This window comes from Dyadobacter sp. UC 10, assembly GCF_008369915.1.
Lineage (GTDB): Bacteria > Bacteroidota > Bacteroidia > Cytophagales > Spirosomataceae > Dyadobacter.
The window spans coordinates 5,969,529-5,986,406 of the sequence record NZ_VSRN01000001.1 but is presented as its reverse complement, the minus strand read 5'-3'; the positions used below and the strand labels follow the sequence as shown (position 1 = coordinate 5,986,406).

Genomic DNA, 16,878 nt, shown 5'->3' with positions numbered 1-16,878 from the left:
GAACGGAAAAATTGAATACTGTCAAAGTTAACTCCCTTAAAAACAAACATTTAAAACACTGGCATGTATTTTATACCAAGAACTATGCAATACAATGTACCATCTATTAGCCATAAAATAATTTCCGGCCGATTCAAACCACGACCCTATGTTACAAAACTATTTCAAGATCGCCTGGCGCAACCTCCAACGCAACCGTGCATTTTCGGCCATTAATATAGCCGGGCTGGCGATCGGGCTTGCTTCCTGCATGCTGATCAGCCTTTATGTGATCGATGAGCTTAGCTACGATCGTTTCAATGAAAAGGCAGATCAGATTGTGCGGGTGGTCTTCAAGGGCACTATGCAGGGGGGGAAATTTAATGAGGCGCATGTAATGCCTCCAACCGCAGCAGCGTTAAAAGCGGACTATCCCGAGGTACTCGAATCTACGCGGTTGAGGCATGGCGGTTCTCCGGTCATATTGATGAACGAAAAGCTTTTTACCGACAACCGGCTCGCGTTGGTCGACAACAATTTTTTCCAGGTTTTTACATTACCATTTTTGTCCGGAAACAGCAAAACTGCGCTTTCTGACCCGAATGCGATCGTGATCAGTGAAACGATGGCGCGTAAGTTTTTCGGCAATACCGATCCGGTCGGTAAGCTGCTCACATTTAAGGGTTTCCAGGATAAGCCTAAAATTGCGGGTGTATTTAAAGATATCCCCCGCAACTCGCACTTTCAATTCGATATTTTCGCCTCTCTCGCCAATTCAGGGGAAGCGAAATCTACTTCCTGGATGCAGTCGGAGTTCTTTACCTACCTGGTTTTGCCAAAAGATTACGATTATAAAAAGCTGGAAGCCAAGCTGCCCGGGACGGTTGAAAAATATATGGGCCCGCAGGTTGAAGGCGCATTCGGAATGAGTTTCAAGGAATTTCGTAAAAAAGGGAACCTCCTCGGACTCTACCTGCAACCCCTTACCGACATTCATTTGCATTCCGATTTTCAATACGATCTGGGTGATAACGGAGATATCCGGTACGTCTATATTTTCGGTGCAGTGGCAACGATCATGCTCCTTATTGCCTGCATCAATTTTATGAACCTTTCTACGGCCAGCTCCTCCAAGCGCGCCAAAGAGATTGGAGTCCGCAAAGTGATGGGATCGGCGAGGCGCGAGCTGGTGTGGCAGTTTCTTACTGAGTCGGTGCTGATCACATTTTTAGCAATGGTCCTCGCGATTCTGATCGGCGTGATCGCGCTTCCCCTGTTCAATAGCCTGTCAGATAAAGAACTTAAAATTGATTTTGAAACAATTCCTGCAATTGCAGCTTATTTCGTTTTGTTTGGGTTGTTCGTAGGTTTTTTTGCAGGAAGCTACCCGGCCTTTTTCCTATCTTCCTTCCGCCCTATTGCGGTATTAAAAGGAAATATTTCAGGGAGCCTTTCGCCTGGTTCCAAAGGCATAAGTATGCGGAGTGGTCTGGTTGTATTTCAGTTTGCTATCTCTATTGTACTTATTATCGGTACAATGGTCGTTTACAATCAGCTGGAATTTATTCAAAACAAGAAACTCGGCTATGACAAAGACCAGGTTTTGGTATTGCCTGACGCGTGGGCACTAGGAAAAAATCAGGAGGCATTTAAAAACGAACTCATATCCGACAGCCGAATTGCGAAGGTAAGCGCCTCGGGTTACCTGCCTGCCGGGCCTTCTTACAACAATAACTATTCAATATTTCCAGAATCCCGCTCAACAGAGCTCGTCAAAACACTTCGCTACGATGTTGACTACGACTATATTTCCACATTGGGAATGAAACTGGTGGAAGGCAGAAATTTTTCAAAATCGTTCGGTACCGATTCTTCTGCTATTATCATCAACCAAACGACCGCGAAAATGTTGGGTTGGGAAAGAAATGCACTGAACCACACGATCAGTAGTAATAGTAATGACGGTAAGAGATCGACTTACGTAATTATTGGCGTAGTAGAAGATTTTCATTTCAAATCCTTCCATGAGCAGATATCTCCGCTTGTGATGATCTTAGGCAAAGGATCGGGTACAATGATCGCGAAGGTCAAAACAAAAGATATCGCCGGGCTGATTTCCAGTCTGGAAAAAAAGTGGAATGCATTCAAGCCCGACCTTCCATTTACTTATTCATTTCTTGACGACCGGTTTGACGAAACATACAAAGCGGAGCAGAAAACGGCGAAAATCCTGGGGTTATTCGCAGCACTGACCATTTTTGTCGCTTGTCTGGGGCTTTTCGGGCTGGCTACCTTTACTGCCGAGCAGCGTACGAAAGAAATAGGTGTCCGGAAGGTACTGGGCGCTTCTGTACCTGGAATCGTAGTGTTGCTCTCGCGGGATTTTATGAAACTGGTAGGTATCGCCATGCTGATAGCAGCGCCGATGGCCTGGTGGCTGATGAACAAGTGGTTGCAGGATTTTGCATATAAAATTGATGTTGCCTGGTGGATGTTTGTTGCGGCTGGGATGCTGTCGCTGATGGTGGCATTGGTCACAGTCTCTTTCCAGTCGGTCAAAGCGGCTTTGATGAATCCTGTGAAATCCTTAAAATCTGAATAATTGGCCACGAAGCTTCAAATTCAGGAAGATCTGCGTCCGGGTTGGAATAGTTATTTAGAAGCATCCGCCAACACTAATCAACAACTGTTATGGCACAAAATGCGGAAATTATAGAGACACTCAACGATCTTATCGTTATTAATAACGACCGGATAGAGGGCTACGAGAAGGCCTACGATGAAACGAATGAAATCGAAACCGATCTGCGGGCACTTTTTAAGACGCTGGCAGATCAAAGCCGGCAGCACGTAACCGAGCTCAATGCAGAAGTGGTAAGTCTGGGAGGCGAACCCGAAACAGGCACAATGACGTCCGGCAAATTGTATCGCGTTTGGATGGATATCCGCACGGTATTCAGCTCGGACAACCGCCGGGCAGTGCTTGAAAATGCTGAAGGCGGCGAAGACGCGGCAAAAAAGGCTTATGATGAGGCCATAAAATCGGTCGAATTTCCTGCCGATATCAATCAGCTGCTGCTCAGACAACAGAATGCGATCAACTCCACACACGACACGATCAGGCAAGAGCGGGACAGGCAGAGGGACGTATCCAAATATCCATTGACGACATAGAGAAGGCCGGTTTATCCGGCTTTTTTTATCACAGGTAAAAAACTTTTAAATTCCTGTAACCTTTCTTCAACATCCGAGTTATCACGTCAGAATCACCACAAAAAGAACCGACCGCTTGAATACGCTCACAGACAATTCGTTGATGCTACGGGTAAAAGCCGGCGATCTGGATAAGATGGGTTTGCTGTTTGAGCGCTATAACCGGCCATTGTTTGCATTCTTTTATCACATGACGCATAAGGCGGACGCTAGCGAAGATCTTGTTCAGAATGTATTTTACAGGATGCTCAAGTACAAGCATACGTTTACGGGTGAAGGTGAATTCAGATCGTGGATGTATTATTTGGCGAGAAATGTGCTGAATGATTCTGTTCGACAAAGTAAAGGGCAGCATCACCTCGATATCAACGATATAGCCGATACCGTAGGAGGCGGAATACTTGCCGACGAGGGCTTTGAAAAGCAGCAGAATACTGATTTACTGCACCAGGCCATGGCCGGACTGTCACCGGAGCACCGGGAAGTACTTGTCCTGAGCCGATTACAGGAGCTGAAATATGAAGAGATTGCCACCGTGCTGAATATCAATGAAGGAACAGTGAAGGTAAGGGTACACAGGGCTTTGGGCGAACTAAAAAAAAGGTTTTTTACTAATGAAAGAAGATAACGAAATGCGTTGCGAGCAATCCAAAGAACGGTTGACAGACTGGCTCCACAACCGTCTCAGTAAGTCCGATCAAATGGAGATCAATAGTCACCTGGCCGGCTGCCTGAGTTGCCAGGAGGAGTTTGCCGCCGACAAGCAGCTTTGGGATAGCATGGGAAAGATCACTGTGCCAGAACCGCGCGCATCTATGCGAAGCAACTTTTATAACATGCTGGATGAGTTCAAGGAAGCTGAGAAGCAGGCACCTGGTTTTGCCTGGCAGGATCTGGTTGAACGGGTGAGGAACTGGATTTTGCCGCAATGGACCGTCCAATTGGCATTTAGTCTCCTGTTAGTCGGCCTGGGTTGGGCGATCGGTTACAAGACCACACAAAGGAAAAATCAATCGGCTGTGTACCAACAGCAGATAGAAACGCTCGCGGCGCAGGTGCAGGATATGAAAAGCACGATGATGCTTTCACTGATCGAAAACCCTTCGGCAACTGAGCGGCTGCGGGCGGTGAGCTACACCAGTGAGATCACACAAGCTGACGAACGCGTAATCGATGCGCTTTTTACAACACTCAATAACGATGACAATGTGAATGTAAGGCTCGTTACCCTCGAAGCGCTTACCCAGTATGCCGAAAATCCGCTCGTGAGAAGCGGATTGGTGAAATCACTCGCTCGGCAGGATTCGCCGATGGTACAGGCTGCTCTGGCCGATGTGATGGTCAAATTACAGGAAAAACGCTCTATTAAAGCATTGAAAATCTTGCTAAAAAAAGAAGGACTGGATGATTTGGTCAAAACTAAAATTGAACAATCGATCAGGGATTTAACTTAAATAACCATAATCCATTTATTAGCTATGAAATTTTTTGCAATCCCCTTAGTGGCAGGAGCGGTGCTTTGTTGTACCCAGGCCCCGGCCCAAAAGCTCGAATTCAGCGAGCATGTGAAAAAAGAATTTACCCTTTCCCAAAATGCTTCCGCAAGTACGCTGGCCATTTACAATATCAATGGTTTGATCAAAGTAGAAGGTTACAGTGGAGATAAGGTTTTGCTGGAAATTGACAAAAAAATCACCGCGAAAAGTAAAGATGTGCTGGAAGAAGGTAAAGCGCAGTTCAAGCTTGAATTTGACCAGAAGGCCGACAGCATTATCGCTTATATCGCCGAACCATTTGATTCCCGGCCTAACCGCGGCCGGCGAAACTGGGACGGGCCCAAAATTGAATATAATTTCGAACTTAATTTTACTGTAAAGGTCCCATATTCCCTTAATCTGCACGTTTCGACCGTCAATGGTGGCGATGTAACGGTTGATAATGTGACTGGTTCGCTCGGCGTCAATAATGTGAACGGAGCGATCAGAGTCTCCAATGCAAAAGGAGCGGCGAAAGTACGGACTGTGAATGGGAATGTAGAAGCCAATTTCGTGTCGCTACCGCCAGGGGAATCAGATTTCAAGACACTGAACGGGGATATTAAAATTACCTACCCTTCCGCACTTTCCGCCGATTGCCAGTTCAAAAGCTTCAACGGCGAGTTTTACACAGATTTCCCAAATGCGGAGCAACTTCCGACCCGTGTAGTCAAAAACCTGGAAACCGGCAATAGCAAGACGGTTTACAAGCTCAATACCGAAACGTATATCCGGATCGGTAAGGGCGGCCCTACTTACAGGTTCGAAACATTTAACGGCAATATTTATCTCAAAAAACAATCATAAGCAAATGAAAACCAAGCCAATTTTAGCCCTCGTATTTTCCATTTCCCTGCTGCTTGTAAATACCACACTACGCGCTCAGAGCGAAGCAAAGGAAACCATCACCGTGCCGCTCTCGGATCCTTCCAAACCCGGTTCCCTGAAAGTGAACCTGCTGAACGGATCGATCCGGATCAGCGGATATGCCGGAAAGGAAGTTGTGATCGAAGCGACTTCGAAAGGCGCTGATAAGTCGGACAAACCCAATGACGAACGGGCCAGCGGCATGCGCCGGATCGTGCCCGGAAATGGTATCGAACTCACCGCGACCGAAGAAAAAAATGCGATCACGATCAGCTCCCGTTTCGTCAATAAAGCAATGAACCTGCATATTAAAGTCCCGCAGAAATTCACGCTGAAAGCTACCACCGTCAACGAGGGCAACATCATTGTGGAAAACGTAGACGGCGAGCTTGAAATAGCGAATGTAAACGGCGATATCACGCTCACGAATGTGTCTGGATCGGCCGTAGCGAATACGATCAACGGTGCGCTCAAAGCGAACTTTAAAACGATTGATATGAAGTCACCGATGGCATTCTCGACACTCAACGGGGATGTAGATGTATCGCTCCCGGCCACAGCCAAATTTGATGTGAAGATCAAATCTGACCGCGGAGAAGTTTACAGCGATTTCGATATCAATGTAGAAAAGAGCCAGCCCCAGGCTACCCGGTCCAACAAGGACGGTATGTTCCGCGTGTCGGTCGAAGATTGGGTCAAAGGCAAGGTAAATGGCGGCGGCAGCGAAATCATGATGAAGAATATGAACGGCAATATTTACGTTAGAAAAGCCAAATAGTACCGCCCTAGATTTCACCAAACGCAGACCATTTCCCCGGCGTCCGTTTCTATTCAATTGTCGCGCCCAACTCGAAGAGCATTTTTGACAGCTCTTCGAGTTTTTTTGTTTTAACGGAAGCCAAAATCTGCTCCGACGTGGCTTCGGCAGATACAATGGATTCGGTCAAAATCTTCTTGCCTGCATTGGCCAGCTTTACATAACTGACCCGCGCATCCCGACTATTTGCCTCTCTTCTTACCATGCCGAGCTTCTCCAGAGGCGACAAAAGCCGGGTAATTCCGGAGGCCGTCAGACCTAATTTTTCAGCTAGATCGGTGCGCCTGAGCTTCTCGTCAGGCGCTTCTCCGAGGTGATACAAGATCATAAATTCATTCAGACTGATGCCCAGCGAACTGAGTTTTGAATCGAACTTCTTGATAGTCAACGTCTGTACTGTGGTGAGGTTCAGGAAGAGTTTCAGTGATTGAGAAATGGCTGCCATATATTTGATATATAGTTGATAGAAGGTTGATATATACTTGACAACTCAAATATATATCAAATATAAACAGTTTTCATCTACTTATTAAACAATTATTTACGATTTGGGAATTAAAAAAATGTTTCACGTGGCACTTCTACCCCGAATGCGCACGTAACAATTGACGGTAGCTGTTGAGGACACTGGATTTGGAAATAAACCCCAGAAATTCGCCGTTTGCCTTGACGACCGGAAGGTTCCAGGCGCCGGTTTCGTCAAACTTTTTGACCACGCTGATCACGCTGTCGAAGTCACTAATCACTACCTCCGGCACCTTCATCAGGCCTTCTACTTCGAGGAGATTAAGGGCCTCTTCCTTGAAAAAAAGCGGGCGGATATCATCCAGGGAAATGATGCCGGCCAGCCTGTTGCCCGAGTCGATCACAGAGATCATATTCCGATGCCCGGTGCGAACCGCTTCTGCCAGTTCTTCGGGAGAGGCGTCGCGCCGGATCACCTGCACATCCTTGTCGATAAGGTCGAGAATCTGGAGTAAGGAGAGCAGGTTACGGTCGTGTTCACGGGTAAAGATCTTGCCCTGTTCAGCCAGCTTTTCCAGGTCGGGCGAGATCGCTGAGAACCATTTTGCCATCGAAAAGGAGATCACCGACACGATCATCAGCGGTATAAAAAGATCGTAGCCGGAGGTCGATTCGGCGATCAGAAAAATCGCTGTCAACGGCGCGTACAATACGCCGCTCATCACCCCTGCCATCCCCACGATCACCAGGTTATTAACTGGTACGTCGGTCATGCCGAACTGCAAACAGAGCAATGCAAATACATACCCGAGCGAACCTCCGGCGAAAAGCGAGGGTGCAAAATTCCCGCCATTACCGCCACTGAAAATAGTGATGGAAGCGGAGAATGCTTTGAGCAGGCAGATCACCGCGACGAACACCAGCACCACCCACTCGCGGTACCCGATGAACCTGAAAAAACTGTTCTGCATGACCTCCTGCATCTGCCCGTTCGTAATCGCTTTGATGGTGTCGTAACCCTCGCCAAATAGCGGCGGGTACAACACGCAAAGCACGGAAAGAATAGCGCCGCCGAGCATCGCTTTCCGGATGCGGGACATTTTGAGATTGTGAAAATAGTGATCGATTGTTTTCGCGATCAGCACGTAGTATCTCGCGTACAAACCGCACAAAATTCCGAGGAGCAGGTAATAGGGAATGTTGTGGTAGTCGAAAGCATTCCGGGTCTTAAATTGAAACAGGACTTCTTCTTCCAAAAGTATTTTCGAGACCAAACTTCCGCAGACAGCGGCAACAACCAGCGGAATAAAATCGGAGAAAACCACACCGGTCAAGAGTATCTCAAATGCGAACATCATACCTGCGATCGGCGCATTGAATGCGGAGGCGATTCCGGCCGTGGCGCCGGCCGCAAGCAGCAAGGTCCGCTCGCGGTAATCGAGCTGGTAGGTACGCGCAAAATTCGAGCCGATCGCGGCACCGGTCACCGCAATCGGACTTTCCAGCCCAGCCGAGCCACCCAGCCCGACCGTGATCGCACTTTGCACGATCTGCGAATACATTTTAACCGAAGAAACAATACTCGAATTCTGCGCGATTTCGTAGAGTATCGCCGCAATGCCTTTTTTATCCTGCCCCTTAAATACAAAAATGACAACCAGCGTGGTAATTACGATCCCCAGAAACGGGAAGAGCAGATAGAACAGGACTTGCCGCTCGAAATGGACTTTATAGGTGATGATATAGTGAATGTAGTGAACCAGCTCCTTGAGTACTACGCCTGCCAGGCCACATGTGATTCCGACCAGCATACCTGACAAGATCAGGAACTGAGTCCGGTTCAGTACACTTTTCAACCAGAACAGAAGGATCTCATAGCTTCTCGCCTTTTTCAAACTATACCTCGTGAAGTCCCTTTGGTATTTAAAAAAATGATGGAATTTCTTAATATTGATCTTCTTCACCAGCTATTTGTTTGGGATCGATGCCTGTGGTTGATTCGTGGAACGTCGAGGTTAGAAACAGAGTTAAATCCTTTCAGCAAATTATGTTCCCGAACCCGATCAATTAATGTTTTTTAAGTCGCAATTCAACACAGAATTAGCTTCCTATTAGTGGAATAGTATTTAACACTGGTCAATTGATTGATTTTCAATATCTACCATAACTATTGAAAAAAGCAAAAAAGGCTCGTCGATTTCTCAACGAGCCCCAGGATCATAGTTTAGCCAACTTTAATTGGCCCTGGCAAGTTGGACTTCCAGCCTGATATCTACATTTTTTTCATTGTTGTTATACCGGGAACCATAGCCTCCGTTTCCGATTCCAACCCCCATTCCGCCTCCCATTCCTATTCCACCGCCCAGACCGATGCCGATCCGCGGGCTGAAACCCGATTGTGATGACTGGCCATCTACCTTGATATTTACACCCAGCATGGATGTTTCCCTCGCATTAACCGCCATCAGACTAAATGGGATAATTATTTGCTCTGTCAGCTCACCGTCCCTATCCATCGAAATGGTTGATTTGATACTTCCGTCCGGAGCAACCAGATTGATGAAATGCTGCCCGCTTTTATCTTTCCAGACCGCTTCCTTATTGTAGGAATCAAGTAATAGTCCCAGGCCAAGACTGTTTGGCAGATCCGTATCAATACGCTTCAAGGCTTTCCTGTCCTCTTTCATCACAACGGGGAAAAGAAGGGAATAGGCTTCTTTTTTCTGCCCTTCTGGGCTGAATGCAATTTTTAGACCACTGCTCAGAATATTTTGAATTGTCGACGGGTCTTTTGTTTTTAAAGTAATATAAACAAACTGGTCGTCATTGATTATTCCATACCTTAACCTCGACCGCTGGTCCTGCTGATCCGGCTTAACACCGTCCACGTACGAAAAAGGAGCATTCCACTTCGATTCATAAGTCATTGTCTTGGACGAACTGCATCCAAAAAGGGTTACTAACAGCAATAAACTTGCACTGTTTCTGATATTTCTCATTTTGCTGGCTTGAAACATTTTAATTACAACTGTTAAACGAATTCCCACAATTAATCATTACGAATACGGGAAACAAATCGTGGCAAAATGGTTGTCAAGCAGGTTCCTGCAATAGCAGGCTAATCTTTTGATGCAGCTTTTCTGGTTCGAAAGGTTTCGAAAGTGTGTCGTTCATACCTGCCTCGTACGCTTGCTGGATTTCCTCGGGCAGAACGGTTGCTGACAGTGACAATATAGGCGTTGTAATTTTCAGATCATTCCTTGCGACCCACGCAGCCTGGAAACCGTCCATCTCCGGCATTCTGGTGTCCATAATCACCAGGTCAAAAAGCTGCTGTCTGAGCGTTTCCACCGCTTCCCTCCCATTAACTACCACGGTTGTTTCTAGCTGCCACGCTTTCAGGTATTTTTTTAATAATAGCGCATTGATCGGGTTGTCTTCCGCTACAAGCACTTTTTTTCCGGAAAACGGAGGCAGGTTATGAAAAGAGATCGACACCCTAGCTTCCTTACTTTTTTGATTTGCGTCATTCAGGATCATAGTGAAGAAGAACTGGCTGCCGTCATTAAGCCGACTGTTCACTTCCAGTTCGCTGCCCATTAAACGCGCCAGTTTCTGTGAGATCGTCAGCCCAAGTCCTGTGCCGCCATACTGATGTGATGTGTTCTCGGAGGCCTGTCCATATTCCGAGAAAATATTAGCCAACTGCTCACCTGACATTCCGATGCCCGTATCTTCCACCATAAACCTGATCTTGTGCCCGGAGCTGACTTTCGCCAGGTAATCCATTTTGAGCCTCACCTCTCCTTTCTCAGTGAATTTAAGTGCATTTCCTACGAGATTAAGCAGGATCTGGTTCAATCTCATTCCGTCTACCATCACGCATTCAGGAACCGAATTGTCTACCTGGAATTGCAGGCGAAGCTTTTTCTCCTCCGCTTTGAATGTCATCAGGTCAATGATCCCTTTTGCAATCGCTCGCAGGTCTGTTGACGTCGGAATAACTGAGAACTTTCCTTCATCAATTTTAGAGATGTCCAGAATATCGTTCAGTATATTTAACAGAGAGCCTGACGACTGTCTCAGCATATCGATCAGTTCCTTCTGACCCGGGGTCATTTCGGTAGCAGCCAGGAGGTTGCCCAGACCAATAATACCGTTTAGCGGTGTCCGTATTTCGTGGCTCATATTAGCCAGAAAGGCCTCTTTTCCCTTCCGCGCTTTGTCGGCCTGCTGCTGTGCGTTTATCAGTGCCCTCTCGTGGGCTTTACGCTTTTCTATATCGTGCAGGTTGACAAACAACAATCTGTTTTTGAACATAATCCGTAGTTCCAGCCAGACAGGTTGCCGCAACAGTCCGTAAAACTGATCCTCGATCACCATAGTATGTCCCCCCAGGTAGGTTTTGTTGACCAAAACATCCCGAAGAGATGAGTTGATCGGATCTACCAATAGATCGAGTATCGATACACCTATAAGACCACTGGGCGAAATACCAAGAATCGTTTCAACAGACGGATTGATGGAGAAAATTTTCCCAGAATCCGCTTCAAGGGTAGCAATGATGTCGGGGGAATTGATGATGATCGTAGCGTAATTTTCAAGCAGCTTATTTTTATCCCTGATTTCTTTCTGACTTCTGGCCAGCCTGATCAGCGAATCGACTTTCGCATTGGTAATGAATGGATCGAGCGGTTTGTAGAGGTAGTCTATCGCGCCAGTTTTAAGTCCGCGGACTGCATAAGTCGTCTCTTTTGAGATTGCGGTAACGAACACGATCAGGATCTCCTTTGTTTTCGGATTGGAGAGTAGTGTTTCTGCAAATTCAAAACCATCCATCCCCGGCATTTGCACGTCAACCAATGCAACCGCAATGTCATTTTCCCAAACAATCCTTAAAGCTTCGTTTGGAGAAGTTGTTGCATAAATTTCAATATCAGCCCTGTTCAGGATTGCTTTGAGTGAGACCAGGTTTTCTTCCCGGTCATCAAGCAGCAGTATTTTGGTATTTTCCATGGCTACACTCCTTTTGAATATAAAATATCGTTGATAGTTATGGTAAAATTCTGCCGCCTGATGATCTGGTGACCGTCGTAAAGCTTTAACGCTTCGTGGGGCATTCTTGCAGAGCCGGCTTCGGCCGGGTCGAGCACATAAGTGGTAAAACCCTTTTCCGCTAGCAAACGCAATCCAAAAGCGCCATCGCGGCTGGAACCAGAAAAAAGCAACGCAGCTCTGACCGGAATACCCGAGACAGCCGCAGAGCTGAAAGTGGCATCAATAGACGGTCTCGAAAAAAAGTCCTTGTCCGAAAGATCATAATAAAAACGGTGATCGGGACCTATCAGCAAATGGTAATCAGGCAGCGCGAAATAAATGCAATTGGGTTTTATTTCGTCAAGATGATTTGGTTCGCTCATGAAAATGTCCGTTTTATTCCTGAACAACTCCGGAAAATGAGCAGTACTGGACTTCCCGCGATGCAATACAAATATAAGTGCGCACCCGGGCGGGTATTTAACCAGCTTCAAAACCTCCTCAAACAGGCCCATACTCCCCGAAGACCCTCCGAAAAGCATCAGACTAAGCGGCACAGGCATTGCAATTCCACTCATTTTATTTTTTGATAAATGTTTAGAACACTATCAACTACCCTGAAATTCTGCTCGATACCCGAGTACCGCAGCGTTTCTCTTTTTCCCAGACAAAGAAAGCCGAGCATACTGAGGCTTTCATATAGCAATCTGAATACACGCTGCCTTAATTCCAGTGTAAAATAAATCATCACATTCCGGCAACTAATAAACTGAAATTCATTGAAGACCCCGTCTCCCGAGAGATCGTGTAAGGAAAAAACGATATTCTTGCGTACATCAGGGGATATTACAGCCTTATTATAGGAAACGTGATAATAATCTGACAAGGAATTCTTACCATTTGCCAGTAAATAGTTTTCAGAGAAAGTACGCACACTACCCAATGTAAAAACGCCGTCCCTCGCTGCTGTGAGTACTTTATTGTTTAAATCAGTGGCGTAAATCAATGACCTGTCGAGATAGCCCGATTCTTTCAGCAGGATAGCCAGCGAAAAAGCTTCTTCACCGGAAGCGCATCCCGCTACCCAGAAACGGGGGGCAGGGTAAGATTCCAGATACGTAAACACCTCGCCTTGAATCCGAATAAAAAACTCCGGGTCCCTGAACATTTCGGAGTAGTTGACCGTCATTTCTTCAATCAGGTCAAAAACGATCGCACTATCCGGTTGCAGTTGAGAAAGCAATTCCTCGAATGTTAATTTGCACTTTGTCAGGTACCTGTTTGCCTGCCGAAGCAATGATGGCCGGGCATAACCTGAGAAGTCAAATCCCGACGCTTCCCTGATTTGCGTGATCAAAATTTCCAGGTGTGCATATTCAATTAAAACCATGATCAGGCGGAATGTAGCCAGACTTTGATGAGCGCAAGCAGCTTGTCTATATCTACCGGCTTGGAAATGTAATCGTTGGCGCCGGCGGCCAGACATTGCTCCCGGTCACCCTGCATTGCCTTCGCCGTAACTGCAATAATCGGAAGCGAGGCCCAGCTGCTGTGCGTCCTGATGATCTTCGTAGCCTCTATTCCGTCCATTTCCGGCATCATCACATCCATCAGAACCAGCTCTATATCCGCATGTTCTTCCAGTTTTTGTATCGCCTCTTTTCCATTGGTTGCAATCTCGATCTTGAAACCTGACTCCTCCAAAACAGCGCTCAAAGCAAAAATATTACGCATATCATCGTCTGCAACCAGTATTTTCCGCCCTACAAAAGCGTGCTCTGAATATACTGCGCTACTTCCGTTGTCATGCATTTTCGATTCCTGTGACACGGGAACCTTCGGTGTTATTCTCTTTAAAAACAACTTGACTTCATCAAGCAGCCGCTCATTGGACTTCTTGGTTTTGATCACAACCGGATGAGAATACTTCATTACCCGGCCCAGGTCGGTCATTGAAAGGTCTTCGGCGGTGTTCACTACCACAGGCAATTCATTCAACGCAGGATTTCTCTTGATCTCGTCGAGCAGGTCCAGGCCATTCATATCAGAGAGTCTGACATCCAGGATAATACCGTCAATGGGTTGTTTTTCCAAAACAGCAAGGGCCTCCTTACCTGAATAGGCGTAAAGTACAAATATGTTGTTGCTGCTGAGAAAATCTCCCAGGTACTTGCTTTGGTAGGCATCGTCTTCGATCAGCAGGATTCTCTGTTTTTCAAGATCCTTCCCTTCGAGTTTAAGCAAATTGAATATATCGACCGCAGATTTCTGGTCAACCGGCTTTTGCATAAAACCGATCGCGCCGCCTTTGAGCATATCTGCATCAAAATAATCGCCCGAAGAAATGGTATGTACCGGGATCAGGCTCGTGCGTGTGTCTGACTTAAGTTCTTTCAAAACCTCGTCGCCTGACATATCCGGCAGGTTCATATCCAGTATGATTGCAGTTGGATTAAAGGTTTTCACCAGTTCCAGCCCGCTTTTCCCGTCAGTAGCTAATCTAACCTCAAAACCGCTATCGCGCGCTTTTGCCGACATATCTGCCGCAAATACTTCATCGTCCTCTATCAATAACAGCCTGTTTTCTTTCAGTTGCGAAACAGGTTCGGACGTGGATTCGCTTACCTTATTTTCAGGTTTCGGTGAGTTCGTTTCGACCTTTTCGTTGTCGACGGAGCTGACAGGAATTTTAAGCGTGAAAACAGAACCTTCCCCCGGTTCACTTTTTAATGAAATCGATCCTTTGAACAGATTCGCCAACTCACGGCTGATGGATAAGCCCAAACCGGTGCCGCCATACTTCCGGCTCGTAGAACCGTCGGCCTGCTGGAAAGCTTCAAAAATAGCTTTTTGCTTTTCGAGAGGAATACCAATGCCGGTATCCGATACTGTGAAATGATAATACCCCGACTCCTGGCTGATCAGGAGCGAAACCGTGCCCGGCGCAGACGTGAATTTGATCGCATTGGATAATAGGTTCCGGACGATCTGCAGAAGTCGGACGTGGTCGACAAACAGGATTTCGGGACAGGATGCCTCCTTTTCGATACGAAGGTGAAGGCCTTTGTTTTCAGCGACCTTGTGAAAAGTATTTGTCAACTCCGCCAGGATCAGACCCACATTCACTTCTTCATTGACTAGCTCGATTTTCCCCGATTCGACCTTTGCCAGATCCAGAATATCGTTAATCAGCGTCAGCAGGTCATTTCCGGAGTTGTAGATCACGTTCGCATAACGCTGCTCTTCCTCGCTCATCCGCAATCCTTTATTTTCTCCCAGAATTCTTGATAAAATAAGGATACTATTCAGCGGTGTGCGCAGTTCGTGGCTCATATTAGCCAAAAATTCACTTTTGAACCTGCCGCTTTTTTCAAGTTCATCGGCCTTGATCTGAATCTGGTCACGCGCGGCTTCAAGGGTTCCTTTTTGTTCTTCCAGCAGAAATGCCTTTTCTTCAAGCTCTGTATTGATTTGCTTCAGCTCTTCCTGCTGTAACCGGAGCTCCTCATCGGAAACCTGCAAAAGCGACGTCTGCCTGATCAGCTCTTCATTAGTAACGCGCAATTCTTCCTGCTGACTTTCCAGCTCTTCTGCCTGCAACTGTGTTTTTTCCAAAAGCTCGTTAGCAACCTCCCTGGCCCGTGCGGCCATGATCGCTACTGCCACGCTGTCCGATATCATTTCAAGAACCCTGACAACCTTCTGTCCCGGATCCTTTACGTAACCAATTTCAATAAGTGCCTTCACTTGTCCCTGAAACGAGATCGTTTTGACCAAAACGGCACCCTCCGCTAGTGTTCCCAAAGAAGTCTTTAATGCAAAAAACGCCGGCGAAACATCCAGTTTTCGGAATCCAACCTTATCGGCAGCCAGCTGGCCGAGCCAACCGTCTCCGATATCAAATGAACCCGGCACCTGGTCGGTAGCGGAGATTCCGTAAGAAGCAGTCAGCTCCATTTTGTCGCCACCCCGCGTAACCAGGTACATCGCAGCCGCATGTGCACCGGTTAGCTCCACCAGCTTGGTGATCAGTTTTCCAGAGAGCAGATCGAGCGTCGGCTCACCGCGCACGGTTTCGGCAGATTTTACCGCTGCGTCAAGTATCCAGTTTTTCTCCTGATCTTCCAGAGACAACCGTTCCAATTGCCTGTTTGCCTCCAATGTCAGTTTTTCAGAAGCGGTCTGTGCATTGTAGGTACGCCGGATAAAATAATACAGCAGCACGATCACGAATAAAAATGCTGAGCAGCCCATCAGTATGTATTGCTTTGCTTCTGACGAGCTTACTGCCGCATTTTGCTCTCGTTCCGCCAGCAAACCTTCTTCCAAATTTTCGATTCGGCGGAAATTAAATTCAAGCAGGGACGATACATTCTTGCCCGCCAAAACCAGTTTTCTGATGGTATCCTGCTCATAGCTACCACTTTTAAGAATATCGTACTGACGAGCCATCAAATCCATCCTGGCGTGCAGCAAAATTGACAGGGAATCTACACGGGCAGCCTGGATCTGGTTGTCGCGTACGAGCTTTCGCAGCGCATCCAGCTCGGACCATACCTTATCCGCCGATTGCGCATAATTGGCTTCAAAGGAACCGTGACGTGTGATTGCGAGGCCGCGCACATTGGCTTCGGAAGCAAGAAGCTGGTTTTTTAATGAACTCGACACGCGCATTACCTCCCTGGTATGATACACCCATCCTGTATTTTCGAGTTGTATTTTAATTGCATTATAAGAGGTAAAGCCGACTACCAGCACGAGTATAATAGAGAAAGCAATCCCAAGGAAAACCTGTCGCTGAAAGGATAATCGCATACAAATCTGAAGTCGTAGAATGAGGCCGGAGCTGAAATAATTTCGTGAATATCAGGAAAAAATATTCATTTACAGCCTGTCGGCGGCATTAAGTACCGGTTTTGTCACATATTTAACTACGTAACAATCAGAAACTAATTCGATCAGAAA

At 46.7% G+C, this 16,878-nt stretch carries 13 protein-coding genes; 6 read left to right on the top strand and 7 right to left on the bottom strand.

Going from position 1 to position 16,878, the window contains the following annotated elements; translation table 11 throughout:
- The first annotated feature begins 148 nt into the window (after positions 1–148).
- The 6 genes from FXO21_RS24860 (at position 149) to FXO21_RS24835 (ending at position 6,372) form a co-directional block, all read left to right on the top strand.
- Positions 149–2,581, top strand: coding sequence for an ABC transporter permease (locus FXO21_RS24860; RefSeq protein ID WP_149642619.1), 2,433 nt, complete (start codon positions 149–151; stop codon positions 2,579–2,581).
- An 89-nt stretch (positions 2,582–2,670) separates the two neighbouring features.
- Positions 2,671–3,153 carry a ferritin-like domain-containing protein gene (locus FXO21_RS24855; RefSeq protein ID WP_149642618.1) on the top strand — a complete coding sequence of 161 codons (483 nt, stop codon included), beginning with the start codon at positions 2,671–2,673 and terminating at the stop codon, positions 3,151–3,153.
- A 142-nt stretch (positions 3,154–3,295) separates the two neighbouring features.
- Positions 3,296–3,820, top strand: a complete 525-nt coding sequence (locus FXO21_RS24850; protein ID WP_149643630.1) for an RNA polymerase sigma factor — start codon at positions 3,296–3,298, stop codon at positions 3,818–3,820.
- A complete protein-coding gene (locus tag FXO21_RS24845; RefSeq protein WP_149642617.1) occupies positions 3,807–4,646 on the top strand; it encodes a HEAT repeat domain-containing protein in 840 nt (279 codons plus the stop codon). Before FXO21_RS24850 ends, FXO21_RS24845 begins: the two co-directional genes overlap by 14 nt.
- 24 nt (positions 4,647–4,670) lie before the next feature.
- Positions 4,671–5,534, top strand: coding sequence for a DUF4097 family beta strand repeat-containing protein (locus FXO21_RS24840; RefSeq protein ID WP_149642616.1), 864 nt, complete (start codon positions 4,671–4,673; stop codon positions 5,532–5,534).
- A 4-nt stretch (positions 5,535–5,538) separates the two neighbouring features.
- Positions 5,539–6,372, top strand: coding sequence for a DUF4097 family beta strand repeat-containing protein (locus tag FXO21_RS24835; RefSeq protein WP_149642615.1), 834 nt, complete (start codon positions 5,539–5,541; stop codon positions 6,370–6,372).
- 49 nt (positions 6,373–6,421) lie between these two features.
- Here the strand turns inward: FXO21_RS24835 and FXO21_RS24830 are convergent, their stop codons facing one another.
- The 7 genes from FXO21_RS24830 to FXO21_RS24800 all read right to left on the bottom strand — a co-directional run bounded on the left by FXO21_RS24830 (position 6,422) and on the right by FXO21_RS24800 (position 16,728).
- Positions 6,422–6,856 (bottom strand): MarR family winged helix-turn-helix transcriptional regulator, encoded by a 435-nt coding sequence (locus tag FXO21_RS24830; protein WP_149642614.1) that lies wholly within the window; start codon positions 6,854–6,856, stop codon positions 6,422–6,424.
- Between the two features lie 136 nt (positions 6,857–6,992).
- A complete protein-coding gene (locus tag FXO21_RS24825; protein ID WP_149642613.1) occupies positions 6,993–8,840 on the bottom strand; it encodes a chloride channel protein in 1,848 nt (615 codons plus the stop codon).
- Between the two features lie 270 nt (positions 8,841–9,110).
- On the bottom strand, positions 9,111–9,875 hold the full coding sequence (locus tag FXO21_RS24820) for a hypothetical protein (RefSeq protein ID WP_149642612.1): 765 nt from the start codon (positions 9,873–9,875) through the stop codon (positions 9,111–9,113).
- A 94-nt stretch (positions 9,876–9,969) separates the two neighbouring features.
- Positions 9,970–11,892 carry a response regulator gene (locus tag FXO21_RS24815; RefSeq protein WP_149642611.1) on the bottom strand — a complete coding sequence of 641 codons (1,923 nt, stop codon included), beginning with the start codon at positions 11,890–11,892 and terminating at the stop codon, positions 9,970–9,972.
- Between the two features lie 2 nt (positions 11,893–11,894).
- Positions 11,895–12,491 (bottom strand): chemotaxis protein CheB, encoded by a 597-nt coding sequence (locus FXO21_RS24810; RefSeq protein WP_149642610.1) that lies wholly within the window; start codon positions 12,489–12,491, stop codon positions 11,895–11,897.
- Positions 12,488–13,303: a CheR family methyltransferase gene (locus FXO21_RS24805; RefSeq protein ID WP_149642609.1), complete on the bottom strand. Its 816-nt coding sequence runs from the start codon at positions 13,301–13,303 to the stop codon at positions 12,488–12,490. The genes FXO21_RS24810 and FXO21_RS24805 overlap by 4 nt, the downstream gene beginning before the upstream one ends.
- A gap of 2 nt (positions 13,304–13,305) precedes the next feature.
- Complete coding sequence (locus FXO21_RS24800) at positions 13,306–16,728, bottom strand: response regulator (protein ID WP_149642608.1); 3,423 nt, start codon at positions 16,726–16,728, stop codon at positions 13,306–13,308.
- Positions 16,729–16,878: the final 150 nt, after the last annotated feature.